Origin of the sequence: Rhodococcus sp. LB1, assembly GCF_001583455.1 — a bacterium.
GTDB lineage: Bacteria > Actinomycetota > Actinomycetes > Mycobacteriales > Mycobacteriaceae > Rhodococcus_F > Rhodococcus_F opacus.
The window spans coordinates 22,940-31,957 of sequence record NZ_LTCZ01000025.1; the positions used below are offsets into that span (position 1 = coordinate 22,940).

Annotated in this window: 7 protein-coding genes; 4 read left to right on the forward strand and 3 right to left on the reverse strand. The window is 66.6% G+C overall.

What is annotated here, in order from left to right; genetic code table 11:
- Positions 1-234: 234 nt before the first annotated feature.
- The 3 genes from AZG88_RS05135 to AZG88_RS05145 all read left to right on the forward strand — a co-directional run bounded on the left by AZG88_RS05135 (position 235) and on the right by AZG88_RS05145 (position 4,416).
- Positions 235-1,587 (forward strand): MmgE/PrpD family protein, encoded by a 1,353-nt coding sequence (locus AZG88_RS05135; RefSeq protein WP_231913829.1) that lies wholly within the window; start codon positions 235-237, stop codon positions 1,585-1,587.
- Between the two features lie 46 nt (positions 1,588-1,633).
- A complete protein-coding gene (locus tag AZG88_RS05140) occupies positions 1,634-3,028 on the forward strand; it encodes an MmgE/PrpD family protein (protein WP_061697101.1) in 1,395 nt (464 codons plus the stop codon).
- A gap of 173 nt (positions 3,029-3,201) precedes the next feature.
- Positions 3,202-4,416: an MFS transporter gene (locus AZG88_RS05145; RefSeq protein ID WP_231913831.1), complete on the forward strand. Its 1,215-nt coding sequence runs from the start codon at positions 3,202-3,204 to the stop codon at positions 4,414-4,416.
- A gap of 374 nt (positions 4,417-4,790) precedes the next feature.
- Here AZG88_RS05145 and AZG88_RS05150 read toward each other — a convergent pair whose 3' ends face one another.
- Together AZG88_RS05150 and AZG88_RS05155 are read right to left on the reverse strand one after the other, a co-directional pair.
- Positions 4,791-5,099 (reverse strand): antibiotic biosynthesis monooxygenase family protein, encoded by a 309-nt coding sequence (locus AZG88_RS05150; RefSeq protein WP_005250101.1) that lies wholly within the window; start codon positions 5,097-5,099, stop codon positions 4,791-4,793.
- Between the two features lie 127 nt (positions 5,100-5,226).
- Entirely contained in the window at positions 5,227-5,466 is a 240-nt protein-coding gene (locus AZG88_RS05155; RefSeq protein ID WP_061043481.1) for a sigma factor-like helix-turn-helix DNA-binding protein, read from the reverse strand.
- 131 nt (positions 5,467-5,597) lie between these two features.
- Between AZG88_RS05155 and AZG88_RS05160 the strand changes: the two genes are divergently transcribed.
- Positions 5,598-6,365, forward strand: a complete 768-nt coding sequence (locus AZG88_RS05160; protein WP_061043484.1) for a hypothetical protein — start codon at positions 5,598-5,600, stop codon at positions 6,363-6,365.
- A gap of 232 nt (positions 6,366-6,597) precedes the next feature.
- Here the strand turns inward: AZG88_RS05160 and AZG88_RS05165 are convergent, their stop codons facing one another.
- Positions 6,598-8,985 carry an FdhF/YdeP family oxidoreductase gene (locus AZG88_RS05165; protein ID WP_061043480.1) on the reverse strand — a complete coding sequence of 796 codons (2,388 nt, stop codon included), beginning with the start codon at positions 8,983-8,985 and terminating at the stop codon, positions 6,598-6,600.
- Positions 8,986-9,018 lie beyond the last annotated feature (33 nt).

Genomic DNA, 9,018 nt, shown 5'->3' on the forward strand with positions numbered 1-9,018 from the left:
CTCACTAATTGTTTCTCGTTGACCGAGAAAGCTACTTCCGTCTGCTTCGGCGGTGAGCGAATCTCGACCTGACAGAAAACGGAATGAGAGCGGCGACCTCGGACGCGAAACGAAGCGGACGAGGCGAGATACGTGACCGGCCTCGAGGTCGAGGTCGGCGCAGGACGGACGCCCGAGTAAATGACCAGATACGAGATCCAGAATTCAGAAGACCCGATGAGCACTCTGTGCCGCATGGCTGTGCAGACCGGCTACACGGATCTGCCGGAGGACGTCGTCCGCCACGCAAAGCACACCCTGCTGGACTGTATGGCCGTGATGATCGGCGGCTCGGGCATGGACGGCATCCCGGCGATCGTGGAGATGGTCAAAGACAAGGGCGGAACACCACAGTCCGTCTTGCCGTTCTATGGCGGCCGCGTCCCGGCGACGGAGGCGGCACTGGCGATCGGGCCGATGCCTCGCGCGATGGACTGCGGCGATCTTCACGAAGAAGCGGGCCACATCAGTGAATACATCGTTGCGTGCCTGCTCGCGGCAACCGGCCTGCGGCCGAACGTCACCGGAGAGGAGTTTCTCACGGCGTTGGTAGTCGGCCAGGAGACTCTCATTCGCGTGGGGTCCGCCTACAAGCTCATCAGCTCGGCCGTGAAGTCCAATGACTGTGGCGGCCACTACATATTCGGGGCTGTCGCCGCGGTCGGGAAGCTCCTCGGCTTCTCCCAGGAACAGTTGGAGAATGCCCAGGGGATCGCACGCACGATGACCCAGCCCCACACGATGGCGATTTACGCACCCGCCACCCTGATGGTCCGCGTGCACCACGGTCTGGTCTGCCAATCCGCGATCACCGCCTGCCTACTCGCAGAAAAGGGCATCACCGGACCGCGGCAGGAGGTGCTGACGGGTGCCAACGGATACCTGCGCACGGCCCGCTGGCAAACGGATCCCGATGCACTCACTCGCGATCTGGGCGAGCGCTGGGAAATGACGCAGATCATCACCAAGGGCTACAGCGCCTGCTACTTCTCCCACTCGTCGATCGACGGAATCCTCGAACAGATGCGCACACACGATTTCGCTGCCGGCGACATCGCCGAGATCCACATCGATGTCTCCACCTCGGGCTGGCGCGCCGTGTGCGAGCCGACCGACAAGAAGTGGCATCCACAGACGGTTCCGGAGTGCCAGTTCAGCCTGCCGTACGCCGTCGCGACCGCTGCGATCGACAAGAAGGTCTTCTTGCAGTCGTACGCGGCCGAAGCCCGGCAACGCCAGGACGTCCGCGAGCTGATGTCGACGATCTCGGCCACCGAGGACCCGTCCGTGTCGGATTGGGGAGCCCGGCTCACGACCACGCTGCGAGACGGCCGCAAGATCGTGACCGAGCACGTGTACGTCAAGGGGCACCCGGAGAACCCGTTCAGTGAGCAGGACTTCATCGACAAGTTCCGGATGTGCGTCCCGTTCTCGGTGCTGCCGCTCAGCGAGCGGGTGGTCGAGGCGATGGTCGACGACATCCTTGCGCTGGAGAAGGTCGACGACGTGGTCGCGGCGCTGCTTCTCCCACTGACCCCGGCGGCCTGAGCGCCCGGTTCGCTCTCCCGCCCCGAACACCGCAAAGGACACACACATGGGCACCCTCCCACCCGTCGAAGAAGCCCTCGCCCGGCTCGTCACCGACCTGACCTTCGACACCCTCCCCGCCGACGCACTCGCCGGCGCCCGCCGCCTCATGCAAGACCAACTCGCCCTCCAAATCGGAAGCGCATCACTGCCCTGGAGCCAGGCCGTCCTCGCACTGACCCGCACCGCGCACGCCCCCGGCAAATCCCACGTCGCCGCCACCGGCGAGAAGATGAGCGCCGCCGACGCCGCCTTCGTCAACGCCACCTACGGCCACGGCTTCGAATACGACGACGCCCACCGCGCCAGCTCCTCACACCCCGGCAGCACCGTCGTCTCCGCCGCCCTCGCCATCGGCGAAGAACTCGACGCCACCATGGCCGAGGTCATCACCGGCATCGTCGCCGGCTACGAGGTCTACACCCGCATCGGCAACCTCGCCGCACCCGAACTCCTCGAACGCGGCTTCCACCCCCACGGACTGCTCTCGAACTTCGGCGCCGCCGCCGTCGCCGCCAAGATGCGCGGCTTCGACGCCGAGACCACCGCCCACGCCCTCGCCATCGCCCTCAGCCACGCCTCCGGCACCACCGAATACACCTCCTCCGGCGGCTCCATCAAACGCGTCCACTCCGGCATCGGCACCCGCAACGGCATCCGCGCCGCCGACATGGCCGCCGCCGGCATCACCGGCCCCACCACCTTCCTCACCGGCGGCAAGGGCTTCTACCGCACCTACGTCGGCCGCCCCGTCACCGACGACGCCGCCGCCACCTTCGGCCCCGACCGAACCTTCGAAATCACCCGCATCTGGATCAAGCCCTACTGCTGCTGCGGCATCAACCACGCCTACATCGACGGCGCCCGCCACCTCACCGCCCGCGCCACCGACATCGACTCCATACTCCTCGGCATCCAGACCGGCGGCGACGTCGTCATCGGCAACAAGAACGCCAACGCCTACGCACCCAAGATCATCGAACACCTGCAATACAGCCTGCCGTTCCAATTCGCCCTCTCCGCACTCGGCAAGGGCAACGGCTTCGCCACCCACCACGCCTACCTGGCCGGACAACTCGACATCGGACCCGGCAGCGACATCGCCGCCCTCGCCCAGAAGGTCAAGATCGAAGTCAAACCCGAACTCGACACCGCCTACCCCGGCCGCTGGGTCGGCGACATCACCGTCACCTACACCGACGGCACCACCGAACACCTATTCATCGACAACCCCACCGGCACCGCCGAAAACCCCATGTCCCAACACGACCTCGACGCGAAATTCCGCGACGTCACCTCCACCTCACTCGGCACCGAACGCGGCAACACCCTCCTCCACACCATCCAGAACGGCGACCCCGACCAGCCCGCCTCCGACTTCGCAGCCCTGCTGAAAGTCTGATTCCCTCCGGCCGAGGGCGGGCCCATGGCCAGACGTCATGAGGAAAACGTCCCCAGGAATTACAGCCAGAACACTTCGACACTTCGAGCGAGAGGGACCCGATGAGCGGGACCAAGGATTGGCCGGCGCGGACGGGCATGCGCCCGTATCAGCTTGCGACGGTGCTCTTTTGCATGTTCTTGAATATGCTGGACGGCTACGACGTTCTCGTGATGGGTTTTGCGATGCCGCACCTGCCGGAGGGCTTCGCCACCAACCCTCAGAAAGGGTATCTGATCAGTGCCGCACTCGCCGGAATGGCGGTGGGTGCGATCGGCCTCGCGCGTTACGCGGACGTCTTCGGCCGACGACGCGTCCTGCTGGTCGGCCTCGCCACCAACACCCTCGGGTTGGCCGGGTCGGCCCTCTCGATCAACTTCGAGACACTCCTCGCGACTCGCTTCGTCACGGGCATCGCGATCGGCACCATCAGCGTCGTCATCATCGTCCGCTGCCAGGAGGCCGCCCCGGCCAATCGCCGGAGTGTGGCGGTCGGAATGGTCATGATCGGGTACCCGCTCGGCACGTTGCTGGCCGGCTTCGCCGGTGCCGGGCTCATCGCCCTGGCGGGTGGGGCTTGGCAGGGCATGTTCTGGATCGGCGCAGGGCTGGGGATTGTGTCGTTCATCGTGACCGTCGCCTTTCTCCGCGAATCCCCCGAATTCCTCGCACGCAAGAATGCACCTCGGGCAGGTGACCACGTCGCGGCTGACCCCGAGGCCCCGACCCGCCTCCTCGGCCGGAATCTGCGAGCGCGCACGCTCCTGCTGGTGTTCGGCTACTCGATGCTCACCGCGGGGTACTACTTCGTGAGCACGTGGACGCCGCAGCTCATCAAGGCAACCAGCGGGGACGCGGGCAGTGGCGCCTTGGCAGGCATCATGATCGGCGTCGGTTCGGTTGTTGGAGCAAGCCTCTTCGGCGCGTTCGGTCTGCGGTTCCCGGGTGCGCGGATCGCGTTCGCAACCTCCCTTGTGTCCGCCGTGGCGATTGCAGCCTTCGCGGTCACGCTTCAGGGTCCGTTCGCGTTGGCGATGGCCGCGCTGCTCGGCGGTGGAATCTTCGCGGGGCTTTCGGGATACACCTCCACCTCGACGGCCGTGTACCCGGTGCTCGCGCGGGCCAAGGGGTACGGCGCGATGATGGGCATCGGGCGCGCTGGAGCGATCCTGTCGCCCATCGTCGCGGGCTACGCGCTCAGCGTGATGACGCCGCGCGCGATGTACCTGGCGGTCATCGTGCCCCTCCTGCTCGCGGCCCTCGTGGCAGTCGCCCTCATGCGCGTCACCCGCGCCGTCGAAGCCGACGCATCGCACGCGGAGGCCCACCCTCTCGCAGTTGCGGAGTAGGAGGCCGCGCTCAGGTGGCGGCCCTTCGCTGCAGCCAGATCCGGGACACCGGAACGGTGTTCGTCGTCGGCGCGTGGGTACCGGCGACAGCAGGCAGGCCGGGTCAGGGGGCGTCGTCGAGCGCGACCGCACGTTGAGCATGCCAACGCATGGATGGCGATGTAGCAGCGTCACATTCCCGACACGAGTTCGTGAGGGACGGAACTCCTTTTCACTTCGTCGAACATTCAACGGAGCATGCTTCGACGAATCCGGATATGCACCGCCGAACCGAAAGTCCGGCACAACCGGATCCCTGGTGGTCCGGGCGCGGCTCGATCAGCACGCCCGGACCACACGTGCTCTGTTCCAGCCGGTAGCTACCGACACCCCGATCAGTCTTCTTCAGTCGCAGTGTTCTGGACCACCTCGAACCACGTGGAATCCATCTGGCCGGCTTCAAGTCCCACGAGCTCGTCACGAGTCGCGCGGAAGGCTTCGTCATGATGCCAGGCCGACCAGTCTTCTCTCGTTTCCCAGACACCGACGATGGCGCGCTCGAGTGGCTCATCGACCCCCTTGAGAAGCTGCGCTGATATCCACCCCGGCTTTTCACGCGCCGCAGCAACCCGCTCATGCATTGCGCCGTCCCATCGCTCGGCTCCCTCCTCGCGAAGCACAACTCTGGTGATGATTGTCATCATTGTGGCTCTCCTTTCCGACCCTCCTCAGAATGAACCTGTGGGTCGGCAAACTCCACGAATGCCGCGGCACGCCGCCGAGACGACGTGAAAGTGGCAGCACCGCGGGATCTCGCAGCGTCGATCAGTGTCATCCGCCTGCCGGCCCCTCGCCGCCGCGCACTGCCCCCGCGGCGAGTTGCCGCCGGAGGAGGTTGAGCGCCGCGTGCTGGAGGAGGAGTATGCCCTCGACGTTCGTCCCGAGGATGCGTGCCACCTCGGCGGCCGGGAGGCCGTGCGCGAGCCGGAGTCGCAGCACCGTCCGGTGGCGGTCGGGGAGGCTGTCCATCAGGGTCGCGGACCCGGCCGCCTCCTCGTCGTCGATGGTCACGACAGGCCTTTCTCTCGGATCGCACCACTGTCGCCGACCCGATGTCCCAGGTGGAAGGGACCGGCGTCCCGATCGTCCGGGATCCTGCCGACACGGCTCCGACGGCCCGCCGACGCTTTACGCTGAACGGCATGGCCGCTCTTCGCGCGGAGTGGATCAGGATCTGGCGCAACCCGGCTGACACCCTTGCGACCGTCGCGTTCAACGCCGTCCTGATGATCGGGGCCTGGTTCCTACTGCCGCGGAACTGGTTGTTCGAGTGGACCGGACCGTCGGGTTTCGCCCTGGCCCTCGCCGGCTGGATGTACGCCGACGTCACCGCCACCAACGTGCTGGCACCGGACCGTGAGCGGGTTCTCGCCGCGCTCGACGACCGGGACGCGTTGGGTGCGTTGCTCGCCGCCAAGGCGGTGGCTCTGTGGATGTTGATCGCCCCGATCTGCGCGACCATCGCGATCGCCGTGGGTGTCGTCGAGCAGGACTGGCTGTTCACGGCGGTGGTGGTGGTCGCGGTGGCGCTGTGCCCGTTCGGTGCACTGGCCGGGTCGAGTCTGGTCGGGGTGTTCTTCCCGTACCACCAGCGGTCGCTGCGGTGGCGGTGGGAGCAACGCGCCCGGTGGCGCACCGTCGTCGTCCGGTGGCTGATCCTGCTGGTGGTGCCGTACGGGGTGTTCCCGGCGTTCTCGGTGGCAATCGCCGTCGTCCCGGTCGTGCTGTGGCGCCTCGTGCGACCGGCCGATGTGCACACGCGCATCGGCACCGCGGACTTCGCTCTGTGCGTCGCAGTCGCCGTAGGCGTCTCCGCGCTGATGTGGGTGGCGGCTCGTCGAATCGCCGTGTCACGCATACAACGCCACGAACCGTTGGCGGCCTATCTGCGCGAACAGGACAGGGGCTGAGCCGGATCCGTGCCGGTGTCCTCCACGACGGCGGCGCCGCGCGCCAGGGCCACCGCGGCCATGATGACGGCGATCAGGGCGACAGCACGGAGTCGGTCACAGTCATTCACTGTAAGTGCAGAATGTCCGGTTCGCCCGGTGACGTGAGCGCCGATGCGCACCCCCGCACACATTGCCACTCACCTGCGCAGGTGAGTGGGAAAGCGTGCCGGGGCACACGATGCCACTCACGTCAGGAGAGGTGCTTCGGTTGGGGGGTCGCCTTGTGGAATCGGTCCGATCCGACCTCGTCCTGGCTCGCCTCCGGTGGGCATTCGGCGCTGTATTTGCCGGCGTGTTCCACGGAAACGATGACGGACTTCGACGTGGGACAGTTGCTGCCGACCGCCGTGGAATCGAGTGGGACGAGCGGGTTGGTCTCCGGGTAGTAGGCGGCGGCCGAACCCCGGGGCGTGTCGTATTCGACGATCCGGAAGTCGTGCGCGCAGCGGACGCGGTCGTCTTCTGCCCAGTGTGTGAAGAGGTCGACCATGTCGCCGTCGTCGAATCCGAGGGCGGCGATGTCGTCGCGGTGCAGGAAGATCACGCGGCGGCCGCCCTCGATTCCGCGGTAGCGATCGCTGAGCCCGTAGATCGTGGTGTTGAACTGATCGTGGCTGCGGATCGTCTGCAGAATCACGTGCCGCGGGGGCACCTGCAGCACCTCGATCGGGGACACCGCGAATTCCGCGCGGCCCGAGTGGGTGGGGAACGTGCGGGAATCGCGCGGCGGGTGCGGCAGGACGAACCCGCCCGGCCGGCGGACGTTCACCTCGTACCCCTCGCAGCCGGGCACCACCCGCGAGATGTGCAGGCGGATGTTCGCGTAGTCGTCCCGCATCTTCTTCCACTCGAGACCGTAGCGGTCGCCGATCGTGGCCTCGGCGATGCGGGTGACGATACCGACCTCCGAATCGAGATGCGGGCTGGCCGGCTTCAACGGACCACGGGAGGAGTGGACCGAGCACGTCGAGTCCTCGACCGAGATGAACTGCGGCCCACCGGCCTGGACATCCTGCTCGGTGCGCCCCCGTGTCGGCAGGATCAGGGCGGTGTCACCGCACACGAGATGCGAGCGGTTGATCTTCGTCGAGACGTGGACCGTCATCCGGGTCTTGCGCAGTGCGGCCGCGGTGACGTCGGTGTCCGGGGCAGCCTGGACGAAGTTGCCGCCCAGTCCGAGGAAGAAGTGGGCCTTGCCGTCGCGCATGGCCCGGATGGAATCGACGGTGTCGTAGCCGTTCTCGCGCGGCGGGTCGAAGTCGAATTCCTTGGCGAGCGCGTCCAGGAAGTGCCGCGGCGGACGCTCCCAGATCCCCATCGTGCGGTCGCCCTGCACGTTCGAGTGCCCGCGCACCGGCAGCAGCCCGGCACCGGGTTTGCCGATGTTTCCCTGGGCGAGAGCGATATTGGTGACTTCCTTGATGATCGCCACCGAGTTGTGATGCTGGGTGAGTCCCATCGCCCAGCAGAACACGGTGGCGTCGGAATCCCGCAGGAGCCGGGCCGCGTCGGTGATCTGTTCCCGCGACAGCCCGGTCGTGCGCGTGACGACGTCCCAGTCGATGTCGGTGACGTGCTGCTTCCACAGCTCGAATCCGATCGTGTGCTGTTCGATGAACTCGTGGTCGAGGGCATCCCACTCGACGAGCAGCGAGCCGAACGCCTGGAGCAGCGCGAGGTCGCCGTTCAGCGCGATGGGCAGATGCATGTCGGACAGGTCGGTACCCGGGCCCACCATGCCGCGGGGCGTCTGCGGATTCTTGAAGTTGACCAGGCCCGCCTCGCGGAGCGGGTTGATCGAGAGGATCTTCGCGCCGTTCTGCTTCGCCTTCTCCAGCGCCGACAACATTCGCGGATGGTTGGTCCCCGGATTCTGCCCCTGCAGCACAATGAGTTTCGCCTGATAGACGTCGTCCATCGTGACGCTGGCCTTGCCGATGCCGATCGACTCCTGCAGCGCGATGCTGGTCGATTCGTGACACATGTTGGAACAGTCGGGCAGATTGTTCGTCCCGAACGCGCGGACGAACAGCTGGTACGCGAACGCCGCCTCGTTGGACGCCCGGCCGGACGTGTAGAAGATCGCCTCGTCCGGACTGTCCAGGGCGTTCAGCTGATCCCCGATCAGGGCGAAGGCCTCGTCCCATTCGATGGGTTCGTAGTGCGTTCCTCCGGGCCGCTTCACCATCGGGTGCGTGATCCGGCCCTGCTGCCCCAGCCGGTGCTCGCTGTGGCAGTCGAGCTCGGCGATACTGTGGCGGGCGAAGAATTCGGGTGTCGCGCGGTCGCGGGTGGCCTCTTCCGCCACCGCCTTGGCGCCGTTCTCACAGAACTCCGCGGCGTGCCGGTGGCCCGGCTCCGGATCGGGCCACGCGCAGCTCATGCAGTCGAACCCCTCGGCCTGGTTCAGTTGCAGCAACGTCTCGGCCGTGCGGACCACGCCCATGTGCTCGAGCGCGCGCTTCATCGACACCGCGACGGCGGTCGGGCCTGCCGCGTGGTCCTTCGGGGGCCCGACCTCGAGATCGGCCTCGTCGTAATCGCGTTCCTCGTCCTTGTGTCGTCGTCGTCGTCGCATCGTTCAGCCTTTCTTGACGTCCTCCCGGCCGTG